The sequence below is a fragment of the Congzhengia minquanensis genome, assembly GCF_014384785.1.
Lineage (GTDB): Bacteria > Bacillota > Clostridia > UBA1381 > UBA9506 > Congzhengia > Congzhengia minquanensis.
The window spans coordinates 762,659-789,565 of the sequence record NZ_JACRSU010000001.1 but is presented as its reverse complement, the minus strand read 5'-3'; the positions used below and the strand labels follow the sequence as shown (position 1 = coordinate 789,565).

Genomic DNA, 26,907 nt, shown 5'->3' with positions numbered 1-26,907 from the left:
TTACTTTTTATTTGTGCTTCCTGTCATCATTCTATAACAAAAAACATAAGATTATTCATCTATCTCAACAACCAACTTTTTAAAAAGCTCAACTTGTTCCTCAGTAGGCTTGAAGTCGGGATGCGAACAACAAGGAATGGATGGTTCTCTTCCATCGCTTGAATAAAATGGTGATAATGTATCATTTTCATATAATTTTACATCTTCAGGATTATCAAAATCAGGAATTTGATACGGCTTACCGCCTTCAAGCATAGAACGATTTGCTAAAATTGCAACAGACGACATTGCAATAGCAGATTTTAGGTTAAAAGGATGCTCCGGCTGGCGATTTTCGTTTATACATTCAATAAACATTCTCGCTGTAATGAAATCAGCTCCGCCATGGCCGGTTTTTTTTATCAAATCCTCGTCCTTATCATTCCATTGTGCGTCATAAAGATTGATTTCATCTTTGCCTTCAGGTTTTGTCCAATCATTATATCGAAGCATTATTTTGTTATCCATACCTCGCAGATTTTCCACCTGTCCCTCAGTTCCGCAAATACGATATGCATTATGATGACCGCCAAATGCCGCACATCCTGTAATTCTGAAGATTGAGCCATCATCATTTTGTGTAGTAATAATTGCTGCTTTGTCACCACCGTAAGAAGCAGTAGCTACATCCCCCTCGGTTGGAGCATATGCCGCAAATGCGGTTACAACCTGAGGGGTTGCTCCCGTTGCACACATAATGGGACCTAATGAATGCGTTATATAATATGTTCTCGGCAAGAAATTTCGCCAATGCTTTTCAAAGTAATTATAATCTTTTTTGAATTTAGTATCCTGAGGATTTCCCGGATGATTATATTCTCCCTCGGCATATAATATTTTGCCGAGAGTTCCGCTTTTACATACCTTTTGCATCTCGCGATTGAAAATCATCTGTGGATAATTTTCGGCAAGAAAATATATTGAATTTGTATTTTTAAATGCCTGGGCAAGCTGTACACCTTCCGCCATTGTACCATTGCTGATACATTCAGAGAACACATGAATTCCTTTTTCAAAACACTTTATAGCATAAGATGCATGCTCATGGAAATAGTTTGCCAAGATAACTGCATCTATACCCGAATTTAAAAATTCATCAAAATCGGAATAAAACGGAATATCTCCCAAGCTATCCTTTCCGTATTTAATTCTGTCGCTGTTTTTTTCACAGGCAGCAACAATTTCACAATTTAACAACATAAAAGACTTGACAAGGCCTACTCCGCGTATATTTGTTCCAAATACTCCTATTTTAATTTTTCTCATAATTAAACCTCCTGTTACTTAATTAAAAATAAACACATTAAACCTATAAATGAAATCAATACCGATAACATTTCACATTTAGATACCTTCTTGCCAGTAAATAAACAAATCAGCGTTGAAATAATCATAACACCGCCTGTTACCATAGGATATTGAACCGAAGCATCCACAAAAAGAAGAGCTGCAACTAAAATATAGTTTGCTAATCTGTTTGCAATTCCGCTTCCCAAGCATGCAAAAACCACCTTCGAATTAGTTTTTGGAAGTTTTTCCTTCCTCGAAATAATAAAGAGCATAATAGCAGAAAGTGCAATTGAGCAAACAGATGTAAGAATTGAATATCCTGCTGGGCTTGTCTTGGTATAATCCGCCGCGGTGAAAATCTTTGTTAGAACGCCTGACATACCATTTAAAACAAAAACTCCCAAATAGTATTTTGTTCCTTTTTTGCTCTCACCCTTTTGTAATGTAAACAAAATAGCTATTAAAATGCAGACAAAGCATAATCCCTTTGATAATGTCATAGCCTCATTATAGAATATTATACCAATAGCAAACGGAAGTGCCATACCGCCAAGCATTGAAAACACAGAATATACCGAAAGATTTATTTTATCCAACGCTTTAAAAGAACATATTGTAAATAACAGTCCATTTACTGCTGCTATCATTGCTATTATAAATGTAAAGGGCGAAAATTCAAAAGAAAATTTGTTTATAATTAAAAGTGCAAGAAATCCGGCTATTCCGCTGTAAAAAGAAAATTCGAAGCTCGCCTTAAATGAACTGCCTTTTTGTTCCCTGTATATATCCTTAAACCAAAAGCACCCTGAAAAAATCAATGTCGAGAGCATTATAAGTCCATAATACATACTCTCACCCCCTTCCTGCGAAACGTGAAATGATTATATCATAAAAAAACACTGCAATAAATAGAAATTTTCTATATTTACATATAAAATAGTTTGATAATGTATTGAAAAATGCTTTTTTATGTGTTAATATGTGTCAGGGAGGGTGATATATATGAGCAAGAACATATGCAAATTTTCGGAATTTATTTCTCTTAATAGGCTAACTGTTTCCAATTTTGTACATGAAACAAATAAAAACGTTTATTCAAAGGAGTCTGTACTTGCTCAGAACAGGGCAATTCTGATTTCAACCGGACGAGGAGAAATTTACTTTTCAGGAAAAGTCTGTCCGTATACATCAGGAAATCTTATATTCGGCTTTAAGGGTGAAACGATGAAATGTGTGTCACAAGCGGATTCCGAATATATGTATTTAGATTTTGACGGTTTGCGTTGTGAAGAGCTTTTTCATCGTTTAAATATCAATCATTATTCAAGATGTTTTCAAAATTTTGAAAGTGTTGTCCCCCTTTGGTTCGAGAGTCTTGCCAGAGCGAAAAAAGAAACAATCGACCTGGTTAGTGAAAGCATGCTTCTATATGCTCTTTCAAAAATTATAAGCAAACCTGATAAAAACAACTGTATATTAGAGCAGATATTTGAGCTGACCGATAAATCCTTTACCGACTCCAAACTTTCCATAGAATATATTTCTAAAAAATTATCATATAATTCAAAATATCTGTCACATTTATTTAAAAATAAAGTTGGAATGGGCTATAATGAGTATCTTCGGAATATGCGTATTAAATTTGCGATTTCTCTCTTTGACAGCGGTCTTGATAGCATAAAAAATGTAGCAGCTCTGTCGGGATATAATGATGCTTTGTATTTTTCATCTGTGTTCAAAAAGGTTGTTGGTATGACGCCAACACAATATTTAAATAAAAAAGACTGCTGACTTTTCTCTAATGGTAACACCTATCTCATATGCCTTTTCCCCAAGTTCAAGTAGTAAATCAATAGTAAATTCAAGTTTCATATTTGCCAAATGCCCCGTTTTCAAGTGATATTGTGAATTATCGTTTATTATCAAACAAAAAATTGCATATTAGAATTTTTTACAAAGATCAACAATTGACACATTATCAAAATCATGTTAAGATTAAATTAAAACAATAACTTGTGTGGTAAAGGAGAAGAAACATGAAAAAACATACACGTAAAATGTTAAAAGTTTGTTCCTTTTTTGTAATACTCATCGTGTTAACATACTCCTGTTTGGCGGTTTATTCTGCTTTTGCCATGACTGAGGAGCAGATTTTGGGCTATGGTTATCAAATTGTTCCAACCGGAGTTGGAAATCAAAACAGTTATTCCAGCGGTTCATCAGATTACAGCAGCTCATCAGGCTACGGCAGTTCATCAGATTATGGAAGTTCTTCAGGCAGATACAACAGTTCTTACACCGGATACGGCCATACATACAGCGGAAGCAGCTCCTTTGGTCTTGGCAGCGGCGTCATCATAATCGTCTTTATTATAATCGTGATTGTCTCAATTTACAGCGGCGTGAAAAAAGGCCAGGCGCAAACGAGACAAACAACATATGTCCCGCCGCAGCCGAAACCAAATCCGTTTATAAAGCCCGCTGTCAGCCCGGAAGCAGAAATTCGGCGCACAGACCCCAATTTTTCAGAAGAAGCGTTTCTGGCCTGGGCAAACGAGGTGTTTATTACGCTAAACGTCGCCTGGACGAAACAAGACTGGAAAATGATTCGCCCCTTTGAATCGGAAGAGCTTTTCCGGGAACATTCTATGCAATTGGACGAATATATCCGCAACGGCACGGTAAATTATCTGGAACGCGTTGCTGTGAAAGACAGCTTTATTGATCGCTATTATGTTGACCAAAACAAAGAATATATTGTGGTTAAAATGCGTACAAATATGATTGATTATGTAAAAGAAACCGAAACAGGCCGCATTTTAGCCGGCAGCACAACGCAGCTGTGGGAAATGGTTCATACGCTTACATTTATGCGCACAGCCGGCGTACAAACCGTAGAACATCCCGAAACACTTCATGTTACCAATTGCCCCAACTGCGGCGCTCCTACAGAAATTACCTCGGCCGGAGAATGCCCCTATTGTAAATCGGTTATTACGTCCGGAACATTTAACTGGGTACTTTGCAAATTCATCGGAGAAAATCTTTAATTAAGAAAGGAAGAATGATTATGGGACTGATAAAAGCCTTTACCGGCGCATTTCGTTCAGAACTGGCAGACCAGTGGAAAGAATACTTTATCTGTGAAAGCATGACCGGCAGCACATTGATGCAGCTCGGAAAGAAACGCATAAATACTACCAATTATCAATCCAGCAATACCAAAGGCAGCGAACACATCATTACCAAAGGCAGCTTGCTGGTTGTTAACGAAGGTCAGGCTATGATTGTTACAGAACAGGGAAAAATCATCGACTTTACCTGTGAACCGGGAGCCTATACTTTTGACAGCAGCACCGAACCTTCCATGCTAACCGGAAAGTTCTCCGAAGGTTTAAAAGAGTCCTTCCGCAATTTGGGCAAACGCTTCACCTTCGGCGGTGATACCGGAAACGACCAGCGCGTATATTATATCAACACAAAAGAAATTCTGGGCAACAAATATGGTTCCGCACAGCCTATGCCCTATAACGACCCTTACTATAAAACCGTTTTGTATATCCGCTATTTTGGCATGTTTACGTTTCAAATTACCGACCCGCTTGTATTTTATCACAGCATCGCCGGAAACGTCAGCGATTCCTTTAACAGCGACCAGCTTTTAGAGCAATGCCGAAGCGAATTTTTAACCGCGCTGGATACCTCAATAAACCAGCTTTCCGGCAAGGGTATTAAATTCAGCGAAATTCCTTCGCATCAAATGGAACTGGCTGATATCATGAACAATGTTTTGGACAAAACCTGGAAACAGCTGCGCGGTCTGGAAGTAACGGCGGTCAGCATAGAAAAAATTACGCCCGACGATAAGTCGCGTTCCAGAATTGAAGATTTCGATAACGCTGTAATGCTGGGCGCCAACCAGAGCGCCATGCAGGGCCGTATGACTGCAGCACAGGCGGCCATGTTTGAAAATATGGGCAAACAGCCCGGCGGAGCCGACAGCGGCAGTATGATGAATGCCATGGTTGGAATGATGGGAATGAACATGATGCAAAACATGGCAAACGGTCAGACGGGAACGCCTGCACAGGGCCAGCCCGCAGCGCCTGCTTCTGCCGCCTCCAGCACCAGCACATGGGTATGCAAATGCGGAACTTCCAACAGCGGAAAATTCTGTATGGAGTGCGGCGCTAAGCGTCCGTTTTATCAATGTGATAAATGTGGCTGGAAACCGGAAAATCCAAGTAATCCGCCGAAGTTCTGTCCTGAATGCGGCGATCCCATAAACGATGACGATTTAAAATAAATAAAAAGAAAACCACCGTTATAAAATGCACCTCCAAAAGTAAGACAGTTTTGAAGGTGCATTTTATTGTACTCTAAAAACCAGGAGTTATGCGCGTAATTTACAGAATGCAACAAAAAAACCAGTGCCGTTCAGAACTTGCGCAAACCCCGGCACCTTATTATCCGTTTCGTCATAGACAAGCGAAAGAATCTGGTTCTCTTCTAATCCTGTGCCTTCTTTCCCTCGTACATCTGTTTGTCGGCAGCTGCAACCAGCAGATTCAAAGTTTGTGCATCCTCCGGATAGGACGCGCTGCCTACGCTAAAGCCCTTAAAGGGAATTCCATCGCAGTCGCGCATATTAAACTGCCCTACTTTTTGACAAATTAAGTGGTCATGCTTCCCGTTGATATGAAGGAAAACAAATTCGTCTCCTGAAATTCTGTAAACAGTTCCGGAAGATGAAAAACCGGCGGAGAAGCTGTCAGAAAATTGCTTTAAATACAGATCGCCCTTAACATGGCCATAGTCGTCATTTATAGATTTAAAATTATCTAAATCTATAAAAAAGAGCGTAAATGGAATGTGGCTGTCAATCAAAGCCTGGGCTTCTTCAAAAAAAGCCGTCCGATTTTTCAAACCGGTTAGAGCATCAAGCCTGAGCGCAATCCCAAATTCCAAAGCATTTTGGTTCTCGCGGCGAAAGGAATAAAAAATCTGATACGTCATAAGCGCATTTGCGGCGGATGCACACAGTGATAGTATTTTTGTAATTTTTGCGCCGAAAGAAGGCATATCGAAAATCATCGTATAATTTAGCAGGAAGGCAAATAAACACCAGGATATTCCAAGCCAGAGTAAAAGCTTTTTCGTCTTTTGGTCTGCGTTTTTTAAAATATACAAAAATTTTTGGGTGACGAACTTAAAAAACGGCCGTATTGTAAGCACGTACAGCCCTGTCTGTACCGCCAGTAAAGAAATTTCATAATTCCATTGGGGGAAAAGGCTTGAAACTTGGGTGGACAAAACATAAATCAGCATAGTATAAATCCAGCAGGAGCACATAATAGAAACGCTGTAACTGACAGGCTGACGGTACAAAAACATCAGCGGCAAAAGGTAGACGAAGCCGCTTCCGCCGCCAAAAATATTCGTGTCGTTTAAGAACACATGAAATATTACCAAGAGCAGCGCTGTAAAAATACTGATTACAAGTATAATCACAAAAGTAGAAACCCTTTTTTTAGAGCATTTATGAAACATGTGCATATTTACGCAGAGCATCTCTAACACCGTAAGCACAAAAAAAATATTTTCCACGGCTAATCACCCATCCTGTCAGAACTGCTTTTTTTCTTAATTATACTATATTTTATGATTGGGTTCAAGTTTAATTTTAAAACTCAGCCTGCGAAAAACAGTTATGCCATACTGTTTACTGGCTGACAGCTGTCTGGTGATATACAAGATAAGAAATGGTAAGAAAAGTGAAACCTTAATTTTTATAAAAATACGGCGAGCCTTATGGCTCGCCGTAACGTGTGTTGGGACGTCGACAATGGATATCGTCGCCCCTACTTTTTCATTATATCATACTTTGACACGTTTGCACCAATTTTCGTGATAGGTGACACGGATAATTGAAACTGCACCAATTTTTAATATGAGTTCGGAGGTTACAAGAGAATATTAGATCTGAGCAAATTTAAGATTTACTATATGGGTTCCCATACAACTACTCCTGCAACATCACTTTTTAGTTTATCAATTATTATTGCCACACTATATTGTGCTCTTGTTACGGCCACATATAATCTTGCTCTGCTTTCGGCTTTGAGGTCACTGCTGTGATCGAATATCCATTCTTTCATGGGGGCTGTAGGGTAAATAATAGTCCGATTAAAAGTTAGACCTTTGGAGTATCCAAAATTCATAGCGGGATAAGTTTCGTCGACGGAAGTTGACCGAGAATCTCGTAGCTGCATTGGTTGATATTTCTTTAAATATGCTCCAACATCTTTCTTTCGGACAAAAAACACTCCATCATGTCCTGTAGGTTCTTTTGCGTCAGCTGTACAGGGTTCAAAATCTGGATATATAGAGTTTGCGAAGGAACATATATTTTGTTCATTTCTATGCGTGACATTTAGTGTCGTCTTATCAATTTGGATATTGTGGCATCGCTCCTGAATAAACAACTCGATTTTTCCTTCGCTGTATTTGCTGTTTTTAGCTTCTTCGTGCGTATGATAAGTTATTTGTCTAGGGTCACCGACCAATAATAGATTACTTGCTGTTTGCGACAATAGGTCAATGATTTCCAAATCATAACCAGCAAGATCTTGTACTTCATCTATGAAAATGTGCTTATATATTCGAGCAATCCTATCAATAGTAAGGCCACTGTTTATCGCATTAAGCTTATATACGAACTTAGAAAGCTTATCGGAATAAATACGACCATCTGCAGTGAAATAATGGTGTACCACATCTTCTTCCTTGAAATATATAGGTCGTCCCTTATAATAACGAACAAGACCGGACTTTTGATTTACAAGTAATAGTCCAGCCACCTTGTCCTCATATAAAAAGCTCTGATATGGTTTAACTCCCTGTTGAATGAGGAAAGAAAACCATGTCTGTATTACTACATTGGAGGGAATATATCCTCTTATCTCAAGAAATTTTTTTCGGATCTCTTGCTCATTTGATTCCGTAAATGTCGTAATTAACACTTTATCATCTGTAATCTTCAATGCCTCTTCAACCAAATAGGTAGTTTTTCCGGAGCCAGCGGCTGCAATTACCAATTTATTCGCCATAAGCAATTGCCTCAGAAATATAATCAGGGAAACCAATTTGCTTATCTGTATCAAAAATTGCTAAAGCACATTCGGTTTTATGATACTTCATATACTTCCTTAAATCGTCATCACTTGTATATTCCGTTCCGAATATCTCATTAAATAATTGACGATTATTAACTTTGAGCATTTTGGGTTCCAAAGTATTGTAGTTGTATTTACTTGCACCAATCATTAAGTCTCCAGTATCTACAACACTATCATAAAAAATCTTAATATAATCCTTCTGATTTTCACCTATGTAGCCAGCGTACTTTTCTTCAAGTGCCGAAATGTCGCCATCATTATCGGTTACAACCGCAGTAGTCTTTTGGAGGCTGTCAGCAATCTCTAAGAACCGAAGGAAAGAGGTACCTACGGAAATTATGTCGACGCCATCTTGAATTGGTAATCGACCATCATGTGTGTTCATGTAGGCTTTCTGAACAACTAATTCATCTGAGTCACCCTCAACTAAAATGGCCCTTTTACACAAGATGAGACGCAGAGTATCATAGCCAGCCATCTTCTTAAAGAAATCTGCAGACGTTAAATCGGATAAACGGATCACTCTATGCTCATTTAGCAAAATAAGATTATTCAGCCCTAATTTATTGGCCACATAACTACTATGTGTAGACATCAAAATCTGCCTATCACTGCATTTTTGTGATATTGAACTAATAAGCTGATTTAGATTGGAGAAAGAGAGATGACTTTCTGGTTCTTCTATTAAAATAATGCCTGCATTCTGTGCGCGTCTGTGGCTTAATGCTAACTCCGTCTTTACAACGCATTGAGCACCTTTTCCAATAAAGCCAAACGGCACATTATCTATCTGTGTAATTAGGCTGCTTTCCCAAGCGTTTTTCGTTCCAAAGTCAACGGACAAAGAAACTTCCCCGTTGACAATAGACGATTCGGAGGTAATTCTTTCATTGATATCCTTAATGGATTGATCAGCGGCAAAGGCCTCGACCATATTTCTATGAGCTTGGGCGACAGTAGTTACCTCTTCTGGAGATAGCAAATCCTTCACAATACGAGAGATATACATATCCGATCCGTTCTGATATCGATAGCTTGAGGAGTCAATCATGGCAGATTTAAGAGGTATACTCTTTGTCGTAATTATGTGTCTTGCAAATGTAGTCCAAGAAGCCTCATAATACTCAATCGGTAGACTGGTGAGTTTCTTAGCATCTATAATTTTTTGATATTCGTCATTGTATTTTTCGTTATAAGCAATTTTAAACTGTAGTCCTTCTACCTTGGTTGCTTTCTCCGTATTTTCGTTACCTTCAAATAGTTCTGCGTTGATTGGCTCATCAAAGAATATCTCAATTAAAATCATAGGTGGCGCAATGGCAGCACCGTCCTGGACAGATTTAATGTACTCCCTTACCACTTCATTATTGAACAGATATTGCGACAACTCATTCCTTATGTTGCGCCCACAATAAAGTCCGGTAAGTGCAATATGTATGGCTTCTAAGATCGTTGATTTACCAGACTCATTATCTCCAACAATGATATTGAGTCCCTTTTTGAGTGAAAGGGAGAACAAATCCTTGAAGCTTTTGAAATTTTGTATCTTAATTTTACTTATTGCCATATTCAGCACCACCCTTTAAAGTAGATATACCTTCACGCAACATGTCTAATCCATTATATTATACCATATAATTGTGCATTTGCATATACACTTTCATGATCAAGATAGATTGATTTAAGGCGACACACACTATAGATCTAAATCTAGTCACTTAATTTTAAACAAGACGATTAAGACAAAAACATCTCGCAGCAAGCAATAAAAAAGAAGCTCCCACGCTCAGCACCTTCGGCGCCCTGTAGGAACTTCGATAATCTTATTATATTACGTCAATGCACAAATGTCAATAATTCTGCCCTGTTTCGTAATCAAGAGTAAGCTTTTAATTTGTTTTCGGCTATTAGCCTGACGCACAAGAAACTTACAAAGGCTATCGTCTCGCACTCTTTGCATCCTTGAGGCATCTATTATAATATTTGGCGATTGGCGCAAGGCATTCTTTAGTAGATGCTCTAATGAATTAGCATTCATCTTCTCAGGCGATTTTATCTCATACTCCACCCCGTCCAATTTTATGTCTGCCGTTGGCAGACTGTTGGTTTCAACCAAAAACTCCACCCTATGCCCAGCCATTGCTAAGATTTGCGCTACACGGATTTCGTGTGACCAGATTTGCCTTCCTGCCGGAATAATAATCTCAGCCTTGATACAGTTCTTCTTCATTTCCTTATTGTGCTAAACCTTCCCTTTGCCTCATATTTTTTAGCTTCTGCATTACCAAGATGGGTTTTTCCAAAGACATCGTCGGCGCTATGTTCGGTTAGCGCCCAGTCAAAAGCCTTAGACATCGCACCGTGTCCAACTACGAGAATTGTGGCATTATCGTCATAATTTTCCTTAAGATAGTCCAGAAAGCTATTTACGCGCGCAAGCATACTGCACACCGGCTCCACTCCACCCGGTATTTCTTCCAGTGCAATATCGTCGATATTGACACCATCAACTAGTTCCGACCATGACTTTACAACCTTGCCCTCGAAATCGCCAAACGAGCGTTCCAAGAGTCTGTCGTCATAAATAATATCGTAACGGTCACCAACAGCGATTTGGGCGGTTTCAGCGGCACGCTTCAGAGGTGAGGCATAGACGGCGGTAAATTCAATGTCTTTAATTGTATTACGCAGTTCTTCAGCTTGGGCACGCCCCTCCGCATTAAGTGGCAAATCTTTGCGACCCTGCGCCCGCATTTCTTTGTTCCAGTCGGTTAGGCCGTGGCGGGCAATGTAAATTTTCATATAACCTCCAATAATGCCGAGAACTCGCGATAACCGCTTTCGGAATTGAGATGCCCACCATCATCGATGATTATTTGTTTGGCGGCAATAGTATCGGCAAACCTTTTCTCGGCTTCGTAGCTTACATACGGATCGTTTTTGGTATAGAAGCAAATGATTTCGTCGCAGTATTTTTTCACTTCGGAAAGGTTTTCTAAATACATGCCACGATTAACATTATCGTAATCGTCATCAATACCAAGATAATTATTAAAACCACAAACAAAGACTAGTTTCTTAACCTTAACTTTATTCTCAATTAAAAACTTACAAATGAAAACCGGGGCGATGGAGTGGGCAATGATTGTAGTGTCTTCTGTAATTAAACCGGCGTCAAGATAGACTTTGAGAAGTTTCGCCCAGTTCTCGTAATTTTGGAAACCAACACCTGTCGGGAAATCTGGCGTATAAACTTCTTTACTTTGGTTACGGAGTTGTTTGCGGAGCCACGGTAGCCAGTTCACAAAAGGCGAACCGAAACTGCCGTGAATTAGGAAGTAATTCGGATTAGAACTCATAACTCGCTAGCACCTCTCCTTCGCTATCGCGGACTTCAGCTTTGGCATTCGCAAGATAGTAGCACTTAAAGCTCGGGTTATCTAGACGATAGCCTGCCTCCTCCGCCCAGTCGAACTCGTCAATAATTGCCTGCTTGGCAGCAGTATTATTGCTATCGTCAACTGCCTCACAAAAAACTCGTAGCCAGTCGTCTTTCTCGGAATTATGAGCTACGATACAAATTTGATTATTCTCGGCGAGTTGCTTCGCAACATCTTTCTCGGCATGGGTCAGCATATAAATCTTGCCGTCAAACTTGACTGGGTCGCCGAACGGACGGCAACTAACACCATCGCCATTTCTAGTGGCAAGAAAGTTGACATCTAGGGCTTTAAGATAATTATAAACTTCTTCCATAGTGATCCTTATTTTTAGAGCAGTATTGCACAATAAAGTTCCGAAAACTTATTATTTAGCTTACTGCTCGGATTTTACCTTTGACACTCTTAATTATACCACAGCTCAGACCAAAGACAAAAATGACCGCAAGCCGATGCACTATGCATTCGACCTGCGGTCATTTTTTCACAATTTGCAGTATTCCTACACTCCCTTGAGGAATACCTGGTCTATCTTTTCATATCACTCTTACCACTCGCTTTCCACTTTTTGTTGATCCGCAAGGCTTTCCAGCCTGCGCGGTTCCACTTTATCTTCATGATTAATTCTCTGCCCGGTATAGGAACGTCATAATCTGCCCACGGGTGCAAATGCTGTCTGGGGAGAAAGTCGTGCTGGAGGTTCCCACAGTGATGCCGTTGTCTACAGCCCAAGCTACCGCCGTGACATAGGCCGCGCTGGAGGGTACATCGGTAAATTTCCCGCTGGCAGCCACGGCGGGGCTTCCTGCCTGTTTCCACAGGTATTCCATCGTCATGGCACGGGTACAGGCTTTGCTGGCATCAAAAGCGTTACTGGAAACCATACCCATGGAATATGCCCACACAGCGGCTTTGGCGTAATACTCGCTGCCAGACAGATTTGTAAATGGGTTAGCAAGGCTGGGGGTGGGAGATCCGGCAGCCCGCCAGATAAAGGTCAGAATTTGTGCGTTGGTACAGGTAGCGTCCGGTGAGAACGTGGTGGCGGACGTGCCTACGGTCACGCCGCGATCCACCGCCCACTTTACGGGTTCGGCATAGTAAGCGCTGACCTTCACATCAGTGAACGGCTCAACGGTTGCCTCAGTTGGAACAGGCGGCTGGACAGGCTGGTCAGTATAGGGCAATTTAACGCCGTCCATCAAGTGAACAAAGGTTTCGCTGGGCGGCCACCCGCTGCCCGCTTTCCCCATCAACGCGTGACTAATATCTTTAGATTCAACTTCACATCCCCAAAGACTTCCATCTGTTTTTATCGCAAAAACAACGGAACTATTACTGGCGTGGTAATAAACTCCGGCCACACCGTCCAATACCTTTCGCGGAGCAGAATCGTTCATGGTTCCCGTGTCCCGGTCGTAGACTTGACCGTCATACCGCAGCAGGTCGCCGTTGGTCTTGCACAAGTACAGTATGTCACTACTGCTTGTCACAGTGGACACTCCATCCATGAGTTTGGTGGGCGTTTCGTGATATCCGTCATGGTTAAAGCCCCAGTTATAAACCTCATTGGAGTTGGTTACATAGACGATTTTCCGATCTCTGGGAATATGGACTTCCCGGACATTCTCCGCCACAGGATAAAAGTTATCGACATAGTAGTGGTCGGCCCCACTGGAACCCTGATTGGAGCTCATACCTATGGTATAGTGATTTGAACCTTCCACTGCAGTGGGGACTTCGTTCCAGATATAAAGAGTTCCGTCTTTCGTAATGACAGCCACGGAGTATTTGTTGCCACATATACATTTTACATTGTCCAAGTGTTTTTCGGGCGTTATCGTAGAAATGCCATTTCTCGCATCACACATACGGGCGGCATCCGCTCCCCAACCCCAGAGGCTGTCATCCTCTTTGAGAACAAAAACGTGCCCATACCCCGGATAGGGAGCAGTCCCCGGCCCGCGCCCTTACACATATCTCACAGAGCGCACGCCGTCCATAATTTTAACCGGTGTTGTCCGCTCCTGGGTCGTACCGTCCCCTGTCTCGCTGTAGCCGTTTCTGCTCCAAGTCCAAAGGCTTCCATCCGTTTTTACCAGATACATATTGTACTCCGCCAGAGTTTCCTCCGCATAGGGCTGATCAGACGCTTCAAGCGACATTCCATAGTTGAAGGAGCGAATGTTGTCCATGTACTTTTGGGGCACGGCGGTAAGCGCGTCATCGCTCAGCCCCAGAAGGAACGCCGTTTCCCCCCAGACCCAGAGCGAATTGTCCGTTTTGATGGCCCATGTACCGCCCTCGTAGGTCTTTACATTGTCCAGCACCTTATACGGAGTGTCTACAAAGGCTTCGATCCACTTTGTATGTTGAAAATCGTAATAATTCTCAAACCCTTTCCCGTTGCCTACGGCTCCGTTGGAATTTCTGCCCCATGTCCAAAGGGAGCTGTCACTTTTCAAGGCCCCCAGAACGTCGCCGCTCACTTGAAAAACCACAGGCTCTTTACTGTAGATTGCATAGTCCGTGGCCAGCGCCGTAGTCGGCAGCAACGCAGCGCATAGGCATAATGCTAACAACACAGAAATAATTCGCTTTTTCATGCTGAACCTCCTCTTTTTTATTCCACGCTAATCGGCGGGGTGTATGCTCCGTCTTTGCCGAACATTCCGAGATGAATCTCTTCAGACATCTCCCCATTTGCAAAGTAATGGAAATATCCGTTGAGCATATCGTCTGCATGCTCTCCGTTTGGAGAGTTAGGAGTAAAGTTTTCGGGCGCCATGATTATAAATGAAGTTGGCCCCCATTGGTCGCTTGTCATTTTAGCACTATGCCCAAGCCCATCACTTTCATCCTCGGTGTCGTTGCTATAAAACACTCTACCTATGGAGTACACACCAGCATAATCCATTTTATCGAAACCGCTTACCCATCTCAGACTGAAATGAAGGGAACGCGGACTGCTGGCACTGATACTCCAGCCCTCCGTTATATTTGTAATCCGCACCGTACCGACACAATAGTACATATCAGTCATATGGTGAGCAAAATAATTGGTGGTACCCCCTTCAGAAATTCCCTGTCTAAACTGATTCCCCGAGCTTTCCGGCCTGAGCCCCCAATCATTGAAACCTGGGATTGTGTTATTTCCCCCGACTTCCGCCCATGCAGAGGTTACAATATCAGTGTCGGACAGCAAAATCCACGGGCTGAGTTTGAAGGTGATTTCGTATGTATAGCCATCGGAGTCGGTTTTGGTGTAAGAAACCTCCGTCCAGTCGATATCCGCTTTTTCGGCTCCTCCGATATATCTGTAAACTCCGTCATGTCCGCAATAACAACCTGGATATCGGGATGTTCAAGCGAAAACTGGTCAGCAATCTGCTCCGAGCCCTTTACCGCAAAAATGACGGTTGTACAATCTTGATCCAGAATTAAGCCTATTGCATCCCCAGCAGCCGATTCTTTATCAGACTCCGCCCATACCCAAGTAGTATAGTCCTCAAAATTCAAGCCGCAGGATTCGCATAACGCCCGCTCTTCTTCCTGCGTTGAAGGCAGGACTGCATCAGCGACAATGCCAAGTATTTTTTCGTGACCATCAGTAGGAGTTTTATTACTCGCTGTTTCAGTGGAAACAGCTTCTGCTGGCGCTGGCCCAGCAGATCTATCCGATGCTCCGCACCCTGTCAGAGCCGTCACGCATAGACACGCAGAAAGTAAAATGGAAACCAACTTTTTCATGCCGAATCCCCCTCAACAAAGAAGTATTTTGCCCCAATGTAACACTTTGAGGATTATGTTACATTCGCCGCAACAATTTGTTGGGGGCGCTCGCGGGATGGGTGGCGGCGGTTGTGAAATTTGCTGTAAAGCACTGCAAAAATAGGGGCAAGCGGGTTGAAAAAGCCGGGGCTCTATGCTATAATAAGTAACAATATCCTCAAAAAATTGCGTAGGCTCCTTCTATATGATCGCCCTCATAATAGAGGTATCATAGAGAAAGGAGCCTAAAATATTATGGCAACAACCGAACCTATCCGTAACAAACAAGAACTCCGCGCCTTAGCGGAGTATTTCCGCAGCCGTGGAGAGTTTCGTAACTATGCGCTTATTGTTCTTGGCGTCTATACCGCACTCCGCATCGGTGATCTTCTGGAGCTCCGCTGGGAGGATGTGTATAGCGAAGAGCGACAGCAGTTCCGCACCCATATCTCGCTCACCGAGCAGAAAACCGGCAAGCACAAGGAAATTGCCTTAAACGAACAGGCGATAGAGGCTCTCCGCATATATCTCCCGCACCGGAAGGGCAGCTACATTTTCGCCAGCCGCAACAATACAGACCACCCGATCACCCGCACCCAGGCTTGGCGGATCATCCGTGATGCCGCCACCACCGTAGGTGCAACCGGTCACATCTCCTGCCACAGCCTCAGAAAGACTTGGGGCTACCACGCTTGGAACAGCGGCAAGGTCTCACCAGTGGTGATTATGGATATCTATAATCATAGCAATTACGCGGTGACAAAGCGGTATCTCGGTGTGGCGCAGGATGATCTGGATCGAGCATATCTAGGGGTGGAATTACTGTAAAGTAGCGATGGCTACTTAAGCACACAACGTACTGAGCGTCCGTAGTTGCGAGTGCCGTAGCTACCTGAGCGTAGACCATTGTTGGTATTGTAGCTAAGGATGTAACGGGTGGTGGCATTGCCTGCGGTAGAAGACCACCAGAGACCGTAAGAGCTAGAACTGCTGAGGGAGCCACCGCTATAGAGGCCAGCCGCAACAGGATCAAACTCTGTTTGGTAACTTGTCATTTTTGATTGTTCCGAATTGGTTGGCAATCGCCATCCTTTAGGACAAATGCCTTGGGTAGCTTCCGTGGAGTTAGAAGAACCAGTAATAGTGCCTGCGGTTGCTGCAGCGTAGTTATAGTGCAAGCCTGCGCCAGTCACGCTAGAGTTTCTTGCAGTTCGCATCTCATCATATGAGTTGCCAGAAGTAAGTGAGCCTACCGTGCCTAGAGTTCTACTCGCCGTAACATTTGTCGTGTCTGGGCTTAAAGTCATACCAGTTGAGATTTGGAAATCTAGGTTATCCACCATCGTGCAAACGCCGTTAATCTTAGCGATTTTGTAAGTTTTGCTATCACGAGAGTCCGTTACTATTGCCGTTGATCCATTATCGCTTCCGGTGCAGTGCTCTGTAGTTAAATCTTGCATGTTAGTTTCATTATCTAGTAGATTAGGATCTCTCCATTGGGCGTAGAGGACAACGATTTTATTATCTTCGGATGCTGCGGAGTAGCTGGCTTGGTCGGCATAGGAAGTGCCAGAGCCGTCTGGTTCAGTGTTCCAACCAGTAAAGATATAATCAGTTCGAGTGAAGGTGTTGGCCGTAAGGTTTGCACTTTGTCCCGCATCAATTTTTTGCATATCCATAGTTCCAGTGCCGCCATTAGTGTTGAAGCTAATCGTTACTCCCGGCTTCGCTTTCACACAACGTATTGAGAGACCAAAACTACGTCTAAAACCATCGCCCGAGTATAGACCCCATCCAGCAGTATAATCGAGAACATAGCGATCAGTACTGCTAAGTGCAGTGGACAACCACCAACGCCCTTCAGAGCCGGAAGTGCCGAGGGCACCATTGTTGTAGAAACCAGAGGCAACAGGGTTAAAGAGTGCTTGGTAAGTCGTGTCGTAGGTCTGCCATTTACCGTTTGTTAAGAGGGTTTGTTCCCCACCGTTCTGCCCAGTTGGGAGACGCCAACCTTTAGGACAAATATCCTGAGTAGCTTCGATTGTAGTTGAATCTTGGCAAATTTCACCAGCCGTAGCAGCACAATAGTTATACCAATTACCATTGGTAGCGTCGCCTTCGTGGATTTCTGCTACGGTATAGGAATTATCGCCAGCCTCTAAATCAGCTGAGGTCATCGTATAGTTGGAATTAATATTGGTGTCTTCCGGGGTCATCGCTTGCCCTTTATCTACCGCGAGATTCTGGGTCATGGTACAGAGGCCATTAATATAACGGACAGTATAAGTTTTGTTGTCTCGTTTATCCAGAAGTCGTACTGGGCGGTTTACCGCATCTGTAGAGCATTGACTGTAGGTATAATCTTGGATGTAGCCAGAGACCAAGATGTCCCACATCGCATAAAGCGTAGTAATATTCTCTACGGTCTGGTCTATACCGTAGACAGCTCCGGGTTGGAAAGTGAGACCAGTGCAAGTATCCGGGGCTGCTTCTGTCGGGGCAACGGTACACCAGCCTTTGAAATCATAACCTTCTCTTGCCGGGGTTTTGTCGGAGAGCGTGATAGAAGTGGCCGAAGTGGTGCTATTTTGTGCGGCAGGCATATTAGAAACCGTATCCGTTGTGTTTGCATTATAGGTGATAACATAGGCGATTGGGTTCGGGACGGCAGTGATCACGAAGGCGTTAGTGTAGGTGTTTGCTGCAGTGCCATAATCTGCACGAAGACCGAGAGAGATAGTGTAGTCGTTTGCTGTAGCATTTGCTACGCTAGTCTTATCTAAGGTTGAGGCCGTAGTGGTTGGGGCTGGGAGATAATTACTATTTACAGCAGAATTGAACTTACTTGGTTTGTAGCCCCATTTACCATTTAGGCTCGAAGTTGAAGAGAAATCTGCTTCGGAAACTGCGGAAGTTAAAGGCTCGAGGAAATATTGTTTTGTTGTATCGTAAAGTTTTCCGTCATTATCACTACCGGAGATAGAAAGCGTGTAACCCGAGAAGTTATTCGTCACGACAGAGAAGGAAGCAGAGTTAGCCGCCGAAGAGGAAGCAAAAGTTCCCTCCGTTGAATTCATGTCTAGTTCCACAGAAGCGGTGTCACCGGCCACGCTCAAAGTGAGAGATGAACTTTGAGCGTGGCCGGTGACGGCTTCTGTGCTCTGCTCGCCCTTACTTATTGGAAAAAGGCATGTAAGAGCGAGCAAAAGAAATGTAAATGCGGAGAATAACCCCGTTCTGTTAATATTACTTAGTAGCTTAATATAATGATTATTCTTCAAGCTGAACCTTGAATTTCCCCCATTATTTGCTGTTTGTATGGCCTTCATTTTTACCTCTGCTTTATTACCTCTCTTATTATTAGCCCGAGGTACCATAACAAAAATGGCACCACGAGGGTGCAATAATCAAATATTTACGTCGATATATAACCGAACAATACGTATTTGACGCCTCATAGTGCCATTTCCATATTGTTCGATCCGCTAAAAAACGGTTATATCTTGACTTGTAAATATTTAATTATTGCACTTTAATTATACCACACAAAAGCATTTTGCAAGGATTTTTCCGGACTTTTTATGTTTTTTTCGCCCACCGTGTTATTATAAATATGATGGGCATCGAAAAACATAGTCGCAAAAATCCGCACAACCGCCGGTATGAACACAGCGAACGTGCGATGCAAAGCGCAATTCTGAAGCTGCTGAAACGGCATCGCGGGCGGATCACGGCGCGGCAGGTGGCGAAAGCGGCGGGGCTGTCCCGACAAACAATCTATAACCACCATTCCAACATCAACCAGGCAATCATCAACAGTGAGGAGGCGCTGGTAGAGGAGTTTTCATCCGGGCTGGATGACCAGCTCCGGCTCCTCTCCCGCACCACGGCCAGTCCCAATGGCCGTATTTTTTATGCGATTCTCATCTTTATGACCCGGCATAAGGAAATCTTCTGCCCAATCTGTGCAGACCGCAACAACCAGGAGTTGCTCTACAAAATTATGGAGGTCGCGTATCCAAGGCTGGAAATCACATGGCTGCCTGTTGGTCTGCCAGCGCCGGAGGCGGGCAGTGAGCGGGTCGAGGCGTATATCCATAAATGTGTCGGGATTATCCGCAGGTGGGGCGAGGATACGCACTGCGATGTTAGGCGGGGAGGCCGATGCGTTGACAGCCTGCTCCGCACTACCGAAGATTTAGCGCGGAGCAGGTCAATATAGTCGTAATTCCCAAGAAAAGCATAGCGTTATTGACATTTTTTAACAAATATGCTATAATGGTAGATATAGTCTAACGATTAGCACCTTGATATCTTTACCCCCCAGATTATTGCGGAATTCGCCTGTTCTGCTCGTCAGGACGTGCGATACCGTAATAATCTTAATTTTAGGGGGATAAAATATGAAATACACTATTACCGAAACGAAATGCGAGACATATCAGATCATCGGATTCCAGAATGCCTCCGATGACACGGACGTCTATTTCGAAGAGGACATGAATCACGCTCCGCTCAGATTCGGCATCCTCTATCAGCATCTGGACGGGAAGACGATAGATAACCCTGTCGGAGTTCTGCCCCAGCCGTTTGAGGCCGCCTGCCGTGGAGAATCTTCGGACTGGAAGCTCGTCCGCGTCGATATCTGCGAGAAAGAACTGGAACTCGGGTTCATGTCTACTAAAGGGACGGAAATGCTCAAAGGTACGTCGATGTTCCGCTACTCGGGGCAGTCAGTTTACCTCAAAAGCTTCGTCGGTGCCTTAACCGTCGAGGCTCGGCGTCAGGGGACTAGCGTCCTTGACCACTATAACATCGAGATGCACGATGAGTCAGACGGTGCCACCGAGGAGGGGCAATGGATCGCCACCATCCGCGAGTCCCGCTACGGCAAGGAATATGCCTACGAGGTGCTCACCCGCAAGCACGATGGGGAGACCTATCTTAAAAGTTTTCGGTATGACTGACAAAAAAGGTCGCGAGTGATCGCGGCCTTTTTCATAATATAGGCGATTTTTATTCGATAGGCAATTTTTGCAGCATTTCTTCAAGAAATTGAATTGCCTCCTTATTGCCTTGCTCTGCGCTTTTTGACATCCAATCAAGGCCAACTTCGGAATTCTGCTCAACCCCTGTTCCATTTAGGTACATTAGTCCTAAAAAAGCCTGCCCGTCAGAATCCCCCTGTTTAGCTGCATTTGTATAGCAACGGAAGGCTTCATCATAGTCCTGATCAACGCCCTCTCCCGTATGGAAATAATAGCCTCGAACAGTCCACGCATGTGCAACTCCACCTTCGGCAGCTCTTAAATACCACTCAAGTGCAGTTTTTATATTTTTGTCGAACCACATCCCTTTTTCATACATACGTCCAATAAGATATGCCGAAAAAATGTCACCATCCGTATATGCCGACTCAAATAGTAGAGCCGCCACCTTGTAATCTTGCGGGACACCTTCACCAGCAAGATATAGGGTGCCAAGACCTCTTTTACCCAGGACGTTATCCTGTTCTGCTGCCAATTGATACCACTGGGCAGCAGCTTTATAATCAATATTTGTTCCTATTCCATGTTGATAACAGTGGCCCAAAAGATACTGTCCCGTATCATTTCCTTGTTCCGCAGCTTTTGTTGCATAATCATATCCATCTGTTTTATCCTTCGGGACGACATATCCACATATGTACAGATAGCTCAACGCAGCCTGCGCTGGAGCGTATCCACCTTCGGCAGCAAGAAGAAATTGCTTTTCGGCCTCATCGTCACGGTATTTTGAGGAGTAAGCACACCCCAACAGGTATCGTGCTTCTAAATCTCCAGCATTTGCCTGTTCCTCCAACTTGGTCATATCTGTATCCTCTCGTACTTGCGAAATAATGTCGTGCCTAAATTGCACCAACAAATCATCTTCGACATCAAGGACAGCGTCGTTTTGACTTAAAAATCCAGCCGTAATTGAATCAATCGTTTTTTGGCTTTCTATAGAAAAAATAATCAGAAAAACGAGCACAACTATTAATCCCAAGGCAATACCTATTTTTTCACCTTTTGTATAGGGCCCACGCAGCTTGCTCTTTGCGCACCGTCTCTGAACCCTTTCTAATTTGCTCTCTTTTTTGCGTTTTTTAGGCTTAAGTTTAGGAACAGGAGTAGCTGAGTCAGCGTTAAGGAGTGATAGGCCCTCTGGTTCTTGAGGCGATTCATCTTCTTGCATATTCTGATTCTGGCCTTTTGTATATTCAGCTTTCTGTGCAGATTTTTCTGCCTCAATATTCTCAGGTCGCTTGGTGATATTTGCAGCCCTATCTGACTCCACTTCTAAAAAATGTAACACAGGAAGGTTGTCACCAGAATACTTGTCCACGGCCTCCTTCACAAATGCCTGCCAATCTTTTTCGTTTTCTGCTAATCTGATTGCAAATTGTGCTACTGTCCTATAATATTTTATTTCTTCTTTTGCAAGATTATCGGTTGAGCTTTTATACCCCGAATCTTCTATATATTTTAGTCTCCGCTCTTTTACAATCAAATCCTTTGACTCGTATCCGCGGATTAGTCCCCAGGAGGCGAGAACAATATCCGATTTGTCTTTGCGTCCCAAAGCAGATATTGTAAGATGGATAAAAACAGCCGCTGCATCATCAGGAGAAATCCTTCTATTGACAAGTTCTAAGAGAGCAACCGCATAATTCTTTTGCTGCCGCATCGGCACAAGTGTTGACGTCGCTATATCGTTTGCTTTCGCTGCTATTTGATCTACTGAAAGCGGCATATTCTCACCCCCTGTTACCCTAGATTATACTGCGATTTTGCCTCTTTTTCAACAGCTTTCGGATTTCAGATGCTTTCCGGGGTGTTCTTTTCCTTTCCGGAACATTCTTCTTTTTTCACCCCCATTGACCGGCTGATTTTTTCGTGTTACCCTCTAGGCGAGCTCAAAAAGCACAAGTCCTCGCGAGGCAGAAAGGACTTACCAATGGAGATGGAAAGTGAAAACAGAAAGCAAATTCGCAACCTTGATGGCAAGCTCATCTGCGAGACCATCTACGACGAAGATGATGAGGTATGGTGTGTATACATTAAGCATCATGGATGTCTCACCCTCATTCAGTTCTTCGTGGATGGAGGAATGATCGTAAGCAACAGCACTATTAGTAGTTAATACCTCCTGCGAGACCGCTAGACGGCAGTGCAGATATTCAGATCATATAGATTTGGATATCGCCTGCCGTCTTTTTTGTCCCTCAAAACACATTTTACACCGCTAAAACGGAGAAAGGATTTTTATCATGAGCAACTATCAAATGCAGACCATCCCGTATGCGACCCCGTATGCCGCCCCCGTGTATCAGGATGAGGCGCTGAACCAACAGGTTTCCCGGCTGGCCGAGAGCAGCTTGGCACTGGCGGAGCACACAGCTCTCCAGAATCAGTTGTACACCGCCCTCACCCAGCAGGTGATGAGCAACACCGCCGCCCTTGCGGCCAGCGAGGAGTACTTCAGCCAGATCGCTCCCAGCGGGCGTGAGGACTACAGGTTTATCGTTCAGGCATACTCGCGTCTGGCGATGAAGGCCGTCTGGACGGGAGGTGAGCAGTAATGGGCGACGGACGTGTGATTCTCTTTTTTACCATCGCAATTATCCTCGCCCTCATAGGCGTTGCCTTTGAGAAACATCAGGAGAAGGAGAAAATGCGCAAGAAGAAGGAACAAGCTGTCGAAGTCAAGCCGGAGCCGGTCAAAGAGCCTGTCGAGATTGTGCAGCAGCCAGAGAGCCCGAAGGTGGCCGCTCTGCGGAGCGCCGCCCGGCAGAGCCTCCAGATCAATCTCCTGGCGCTGGAGGCACAGCGGAGCATGGCCGAGATTGCCCGCCTCCACCGCACGGACACCACCACTCGGCGCAACCCGCAAAGCGACCCCTGCTACCGGCGGGCGGAGTGGACGCAGAACGGTGACGATTGGCGTCAAGGCCGGTTTTAATCGTTTTCAGGCTATTTCCGATATTGAATCAAAAAGAAGTGGACAAAGTGTCCAATTCTTTTTAATTCCATCGGCTCGGATTTTTGAACCTCATGGTATAACTGTGGAAACGCTCAATTAAAAAATGTTTTTGAAAGGATTTCAAATATATGGAGAAACACAAGATTGAGAAAACGGCCCCGGCGGTTTGCCGGGTGCCGGAAAATATCCCGGAGATTCCGAAGTTCCGGTGCATCGTTGCCGATCCGCCGTGGTGTAAGAACCAAAGCTCGGCAGGCGGTTACGGCGGCGCACTTGGCCATTACGATCTGATGCCCCTGAATCGTATCAAAAATATGCCGGTGGCAGACCTCGCGGATGAGAACGCCCACCTCTACCTGTGGGTGACCAACTCCAATATTGATGAAGGTCTGGAGGTCATCAAAGCTTGGGGGTTCCGCTATATCACCATGTTTCACTGGATCAAGCCCAAGCTGGGCGTTGGGAACTACCTGAGAAACGCCAGCGAGACATGTCTGTTCGCCGTTCGGGGCAAATTGCCGCCAAAGTGCCGGACGCAGATCAACTGGCTCATCGGCTATCCAACGGCCCATTCTGAGAAACCGAGAGAATTTACCAGTGTCGTAGAGCGCACTTCGCCTGGACCGTACCTTGAGGTATTCTGTCGCAAACGCCCCGCCAGTAGTGGAAAGTGGTACTGCTGGGGTAACGAGACTGAGGGCGGCGCGGACATTTTCATTCCCGGCTACCCTGTTCCCAAATACTCGTTTGAACATAGCGATAAAGCCGCAGATCAGCCTGTCGGCAAACCAGATGAGCGCAAGGAGGAGGTGTGATGTATGTCCAAAAAATCCAGCGGCGAAAAGGACAAGAGCGACACGGATCGCAGCCTGTTCGGAAAACTCGTGGACGGGGTTATCGTGTTCTGTATCTGCGTCTTCGCCATCAAAGTCGCCATCGAGACCCTGATCTGCATCCGCGTCCCCTTGATTGTTATCGGAGTAACCGCCGTCATCATCGTCATTATCTATCGCAATTGGAAGTGGCGGAGGGACAGAGATGACTACTAAGGAGTTCGTCTGGCGGGAGGTCTCCCTCCAGCGTCCCTATGAGATGGAGACGCTGTGGGATATCCTCACCCACATCGCCGCGCTCACTTCCCGTGGGCCGGTGGTGTGGGAGGCCCGGTGCAAGGCTGGCCGGATGCGGTATCTTGTCGGGACACCCAAGTGGTCTGTAGGCCGGGTGCAAGAGGTGTTCAAGGCCCATGCCAACGTCCAGTTCACTGAGGGCGTCCGGCGGGAGCCAGTCACGGAGGCGCGGAGGGTGAAAATCTCCAAGCCGGTGCTCTCCCTCAATACCGAGGTGTCCGCCGCTATGATCCGAGCCGCCCTCGCCGCCATGACGGGCGCGAAATCCGGTGCGGAATGTGTAGTCCAAATCGTGCTGGGGGCAGCTTTTGCTCCCAGCACCACCCCTAAAAATCTGCCAGACCCCAACGCCACCTGGCTCCAGGCGATGCTCGGCAGCGTCCACAACGCCTCGCCGGAGCAGAGGAAGGCTATCCGCGAGAAGGCAGAGCAATACACCTATGACGCTGTTATCCGCACCGGCATCTCCGGCGACCACGCCAGCACCCGGCTGCACAACATTATCTCCGCACTCCGCACATTGGAGTCCGCCGGGGTACATATCCACACGGACAAGGAACAACCGGAGCATCTGGATACCGCTTCTCTGCCGTGGCGGATGCCGCTGAGATTGTCCGTAAAAGAACTGGCCTGTTTCCTGCTGCTCCCCGCTGGGGAAGAAGAGCTGCCGGGAACGCCGGGGCTGCACCCCAAGCTGCTCCTGCCGCCCAAGTGGTACAGGGAGCCGAGGTATGCGTCAGAAAATCGGTGTTTTGCCACTTCGCTGGACACCGAACCGAGACCGCTCAGTATCGCCCCTAAAGACGCCCTGGAGCACACCGTCTTGCTCGGCCCTACCGGCAGCGGCAAAAGCACCGCCATGCAGCATTTGATTTTATCGGACATCCGCGCCGGACGCAGCGTCCTCGTCCTTGACCCCAAGGCCGACCTCGTGACAGACCTGCTGGAGCGCATCCCGGAGGAGCGGAAAGACGATGTGGTTGTTATCGACCCCTCCGATCCTGCCCCGGTAGGCTTCAACCCCCTGATGTACAACAAAGACCCATCCCTCACGGCGGACGCCATCCTCGCGGTGTTCCAGGAGTTGTTCGCCCAGAATTGGGGAATCCGCTCCGCCGATGTGCTGGGCGGCGCGCTGCTGACGCTGGCGCGCATCAAAGGCTCCAATCTCTTGTGGCTGCCCCAACTGCTCACCGATGAGAGCTTCCGGCGAAACATTGTCAGCCATGTAAAAGACCCCATCGCTCTCGAGCCGTTTTGGCGGCACTACGACGCGATGAAGGACACCGAGCGCCGCACGGAGATCGCGCCGGTATTGAACAAGCTGCGGCAGATCACCTACCGGCCGGGCCTCCGCAACGTCCTCGGCCAGTCTGAACCAAAGTTTTCTCTGGCGGATTTGTTTCTGAAGCGGCGGATCGTTTTAGTCCCCCTGAACCGGGGCTTGATCGGGGCGGAGTCGGCGCGACTGCTCGGCAGCCTTATCGTGGGCCTGACCTGGACGCTCGCGCTCTCACGGGCCAACGTCGCGCCGGAGAAGCGGCATATGGTCTCGGTCTATGTGGACGAGCTGCAGGACTACCTGTCTCTGCCTACCTCTTTCTCAGACGCGCTGGCACAGGCCAGAGGGCTGGGCGTAGCCTACACCGTGGCGCACCAGTACCGGGGTCAACTCCCGCCGGATATCAAGGCCGGGATCGACGCCAACTGCCGGAACAAGATCATCTTCGGTTTGAACAGCGATGACGCCAAGGATATGGCGGCACAGGCCCCGGAGCTGCTCCCGCTGGACTTTATGACCTTACCCCGCTACCAAATCTACACCAGCTTCCAATCCGGCGGCAGAAACACCGGCTGGATCAGCGGGCAGACCATGCCGCCCGCCCCGCCCATCCGGATGGCGGCGGAGATCAAAGCGGAGAGCATGAGGCGCTACGGTGTTCCCGCCGAGGAGACCGAGGCGGCCCTTATCCGCCTGATGACCCGCCCCGAGCCGGAACCGGACCCGGCGGTAACAGACGCCCCTATCGGGCGCAGGAAGAAACCTTAACCTAT

The 26,907-nt window shown here is 45.5% G+C and carries 26 protein-coding genes; 11 read left to right on the top strand and 15 right to left on the bottom strand.

The genetic code is table 11. From position 1 onward, the window contains the following. Positions 1–51: 51 nt before the first annotated feature. Together H8698_RS03780 and H8698_RS03775 are read right to left on the bottom strand one after the other, a co-directional pair. Complete coding sequence (locus H8698_RS03780; protein ID WP_249311230.1) at positions 52–1,305, bottom strand: Gfo/Idh/MocA family protein; 1,254 nt, start codon at positions 1,303–1,305, stop codon at positions 52–54. A gap of 14 nt (positions 1,306–1,319) precedes the next feature. Then, a complete protein-coding gene (locus tag H8698_RS03775; RefSeq protein WP_249311229.1) occupies positions 1,320–2,177 on the bottom strand; it encodes a hypothetical protein in 858 nt (285 codons plus the stop codon). Positions 2,178–2,331: 154 nt separating this feature from the next. Between H8698_RS03775 and H8698_RS03770 the strand changes: the two genes are divergently transcribed. The 3 genes from H8698_RS03770 (at position 2,332) to H8698_RS03760 (ending at position 5,635) form a co-directional block, all read left to right on the top strand. Further along, positions 2,332–3,120 (top strand): helix-turn-helix domain-containing protein, encoded by a 789-nt coding sequence (locus H8698_RS03770; RefSeq protein WP_249311228.1) that lies wholly within the window; start codon positions 2,332–2,334, stop codon positions 3,118–3,120. A gap of 245 nt (positions 3,121–3,365) precedes the next feature. After that, entirely contained in the window at positions 3,366–4,379 is a 1,014-nt protein-coding gene (locus H8698_RS03765) for a Tim44 domain-containing protein (protein WP_249311227.1), read from the top strand. A 20-nt stretch (positions 4,380–4,399) separates the two neighbouring features. Beyond that, positions 4,400–5,635 (top strand): SPFH domain-containing protein, encoded by a 1,236-nt coding sequence (locus H8698_RS03760; RefSeq protein WP_249311226.1) that lies wholly within the window; start codon positions 4,400–4,402, stop codon positions 5,633–5,635. 203 nt (positions 5,636–5,838) lie between these two features. Here H8698_RS03760 and H8698_RS13360 read toward each other — a convergent pair whose 3' ends face one another. The 11 genes from H8698_RS13360 to H8698_RS03705 form a co-directional block, all read right to left on the bottom strand. Further along, entirely contained in the window at positions 5,839–6,936 is a 1,098-nt protein-coding gene (locus tag H8698_RS13360) for a diguanylate cyclase domain-containing protein (RefSeq protein ID WP_249311225.1), read from the bottom strand. A 395-nt stretch (positions 6,937–7,331) separates the two neighbouring features. After that, a complete protein-coding gene (locus H8698_RS03750; protein ID WP_249311224.1) occupies positions 7,332–8,438 on the bottom strand; it encodes a UvrD-helicase domain-containing protein in 1,107 nt (368 codons plus the stop codon). Beyond that, on the bottom strand, positions 8,428–10,074 hold the full coding sequence (locus H8698_RS03745; RefSeq protein WP_249311223.1) for an ATP-dependent nuclease: 1,647 nt from the start codon (positions 10,072–10,074) through the stop codon (positions 8,428–8,430). The genes H8698_RS03750 and H8698_RS03745 overlap by 11 nt, the downstream gene beginning before the upstream one ends. A 264-nt stretch (positions 10,075–10,338) precedes the next feature. Then, positions 10,339–10,737: a CdiA C-terminal domain-containing protein gene (locus H8698_RS03740; RefSeq protein WP_249311222.1), complete on the bottom strand. Its 399-nt coding sequence runs from the start codon at positions 10,735–10,737 to the stop codon at positions 10,339–10,341. After that, on the bottom strand, positions 10,734–11,309 hold the full coding sequence (locus tag H8698_RS03735; RefSeq protein ID WP_249311221.1) for a histidine phosphatase family protein: 576 nt from the start codon (positions 11,307–11,309) through the stop codon (positions 10,734–10,736). The genes H8698_RS03740 and H8698_RS03735 overlap by 4 nt, the downstream gene beginning before the upstream one ends. Continuing rightward, on the bottom strand, positions 11,306–11,866 hold the full coding sequence (locus H8698_RS03730; RefSeq protein WP_249311220.1) for an alpha/beta hydrolase: 561 nt from the start codon (positions 11,864–11,866) through the stop codon (positions 11,306–11,308). Before H8698_RS03730 ends, H8698_RS03735 begins: the two co-directional genes overlap by 4 nt. Further along, on the bottom strand, positions 11,856–12,263 hold the full coding sequence (locus tag H8698_RS03725) for a pyridoxamine 5'-phosphate oxidase family protein (protein WP_249311219.1): 408 nt from the start codon (positions 12,261–12,263) through the stop codon (positions 11,856–11,858). The genes H8698_RS03730 and H8698_RS03725 overlap by 11 nt, the downstream gene beginning before the upstream one ends. Positions 12,264–12,567: 304 nt before the next feature. Next, the gene (locus H8698_RS03720) at positions 12,568–13,818 is read right to left on the bottom strand and encodes an S-layer homology domain-containing protein (RefSeq protein WP_249311218.1); all 1,251 of its coding nucleotides are present in this window, start codon (positions 13,816–13,818) and stop codon (positions 12,568–12,570) included. A gap of 99 nt (positions 13,819–13,917) precedes the next feature. Then, positions 13,918–14,553 carry an RCC1 domain-containing protein gene (locus H8698_RS03715; RefSeq protein WP_249311217.1) on the bottom strand — a complete coding sequence of 212 codons (636 nt, stop codon included), beginning with the start codon at positions 14,551–14,553 and terminating at the stop codon, positions 13,918–13,920. 17 nt (positions 14,554–14,570) lie between these two features. Further along, a complete protein-coding gene (locus H8698_RS03710) occupies positions 14,571–14,864 on the bottom strand; it encodes a hypothetical protein (protein ID WP_249311216.1) in 294 nt (97 codons plus the stop codon). Positions 14,865–15,127: 263 nt separating this feature from the next. After that, positions 15,128–15,697 (bottom strand): hypothetical protein, encoded by a 570-nt coding sequence (locus H8698_RS03705; RefSeq protein WP_249311215.1) that lies wholly within the window; start codon positions 15,695–15,697, stop codon positions 15,128–15,130. A gap of 276 nt (positions 15,698–15,973) precedes the next feature. Between H8698_RS03705 and H8698_RS03700 the strand changes: the two genes are divergently transcribed. Further along, on the top strand, positions 15,974–16,546 hold the full coding sequence (locus H8698_RS03700) for a tyrosine-type recombinase/integrase (protein WP_249311214.1): 573 nt from the start codon (positions 15,974–15,976) through the stop codon (positions 16,544–16,546). An 11-nt stretch (positions 16,547–16,557) separates the two neighbouring features. Here H8698_RS03700 and H8698_RS03695 read toward each other — a convergent pair whose 3' ends face one another. Beyond that, positions 16,558–19,047, bottom strand: a complete 2,490-nt coding sequence (locus H8698_RS03695; protein ID WP_249311213.1) for an InlB B-repeat-containing protein — start codon at positions 19,045–19,047, stop codon at positions 16,558–16,560. A 284-nt stretch (positions 19,048–19,331) separates the two neighbouring features. Here H8698_RS03695 and H8698_RS03690 point away from each other — a divergent pair, with 284 nt between their 5' ends. Together H8698_RS03690 and H8698_RS03685 are read left to right on the top strand one after the other, a co-directional pair. Then, positions 19,332–19,940, top strand: a complete 609-nt coding sequence (locus H8698_RS03690; protein ID WP_249311212.1) for an HTH domain-containing protein — start codon at positions 19,332–19,334, stop codon at positions 19,938–19,940. 181 nt (positions 19,941–20,121) lie between these two features. Continuing rightward, on the top strand, positions 20,122–20,685 hold the full coding sequence (locus H8698_RS03685; RefSeq protein ID WP_249311211.1) for a hypothetical protein: 564 nt from the start codon (positions 20,122–20,124) through the stop codon (positions 20,683–20,685). Between the two features lie 49 nt (positions 20,686–20,734). On the opposite strand, the gene H8698_RS03680 is transcribed toward H8698_RS03685, so the two are convergent. After that, positions 20,735–22,492, bottom strand: a complete 1,758-nt coding sequence (locus H8698_RS03680; protein WP_249311210.1) for a tetratricopeptide repeat protein — start codon at positions 22,490–22,492, stop codon at positions 20,735–20,737. A gap of 517 nt (positions 22,493–23,009) precedes the next feature. Between H8698_RS03680 and H8698_RS03675 the strand changes: the two genes are divergently transcribed. From H8698_RS03675 to H8698_RS03655, 5 genes are all read left to right on the top strand, one after another. Continuing rightward, positions 23,010–23,321 carry a hypothetical protein gene (locus H8698_RS03675; protein WP_249311209.1) on the top strand — a complete coding sequence of 104 codons (312 nt, stop codon included), beginning with the start codon at positions 23,010–23,012 and terminating at the stop codon, positions 23,319–23,321. Next, positions 23,321–23,701, top strand: coding sequence for a hypothetical protein (locus H8698_RS03670; RefSeq protein WP_249311208.1), 381 nt, complete (start codon positions 23,321–23,323; stop codon positions 23,699–23,701). The genes H8698_RS03675 and H8698_RS03670 overlap by 1 nt, the downstream gene beginning before the upstream one ends. 149 nt (positions 23,702–23,850) lie before the next feature. Continuing rightward, positions 23,851–24,537, top strand: coding sequence for an MT-A70 family methyltransferase (locus H8698_RS03665; protein WP_249311207.1), 687 nt, complete (start codon positions 23,851–23,853; stop codon positions 24,535–24,537). 3 nt (positions 24,538–24,540) lie between these two features. Continuing rightward, positions 24,541–24,771, top strand: coding sequence for a hypothetical protein (locus tag H8698_RS03660; protein WP_249311206.1), 231 nt, complete (start codon positions 24,541–24,543; stop codon positions 24,769–24,771). Next, positions 24,761–26,902 (top strand): type IV secretory system conjugative DNA transfer family protein, encoded by a 2,142-nt coding sequence (locus H8698_RS03655; RefSeq protein WP_249311205.1) that lies wholly within the window; start codon positions 24,761–24,763, stop codon positions 26,900–26,902. Before H8698_RS03660 ends, H8698_RS03655 begins: the two co-directional genes overlap by 11 nt. The last annotated feature ends 5 nt before the right edge of the window (positions 26,903–26,907 follow it).